Here is an 800-nt window from a genome sequence, read left to right as displayed (position 1 = left end):
AAGTTCACCATCCAGACCGGGGCCAACAATGGCGATACGGTGGTGATCGATTCGAACGCGTTCAACGGCTCGACGCTGTTCGGCACGACCGGCGGCACCGGCAACACCAACTATTCCAGCGCATCGGGGGCGACCCAGTCGCTGGACGTGACGACACAGGCCAAGGCTGCGACGACCATCACCAACGTCGATTCCGCCGTGGCCGAGGTCAACACGACCGAAGCGTCACTGGGGGCGGCACAGAACCGGCTGACCTCGGTGGTGAACAACCTGAATACCAACATCACCAACCTGTCGTCGGCACGCAGCCAGATCCAGGACACTGACTATTCGGCGTCCACCACCCAGTTGGCCAAGTCGCAGATCCTGTCGCAGGCCTCTACCGCGATGCTTGCCCAGGCCAACCAGAGCCAGCAGAACGTGCTGTCACTGCTCAAGGGTTAAGTGTCACGAGCCGATCCTGCCGGGTGTCACGACGCCCGGCAGGACAAATTGCGCCCGGCGATCGGCAGATCGCCGGGCGCAATTGCATCGGCCGCGGGCGCAAAAAAAGGGCCGCCCGGGCGGCCCTTTTCGTGTGCAGGCGCCGCTCTAGCCCCGTGCAAGCGACGCAACGCTGCCACGGGGCTTTCCAGAGCAACCCCGAAGGGGCGGGCCCCTTTTGGCCCATTGCTACGTCGAGATGGCTTGAGCCAAAGGCCAGCGCAGCTAAGTATTCCCGATATTCCTGCGCCATCCCTCCAGACAAGGAACGCTTTGCGTTCCGCAAAGCTAGGGGCACTGGGCCAAAATCGGCTCCG

At 63.1% G+C, this 800-nt stretch carries 1 protein-coding gene; it reads left to right on the top strand.

The window, feature by feature from the left end:
• Positions 1-444, top strand: a 444-nt coding sequence (locus AQZ49_RS21215) for a flagellin (protein WP_255355438.1), incomplete at its 5' end; no start/stop codon positions are given.
• Positions 445-800: the final 356 nt, after the last annotated feature.

Source organism: Novosphingobium sp. FSW06-99, assembly GCF_001519065.1.
Classification (GTDB): Bacteria; Pseudomonadota; Alphaproteobacteria; order Sphingomonadales; family Sphingomonadaceae; genus Novosphingobium.
This window is presented reverse-complemented; position numbering and strand designations above follow the sequence as displayed.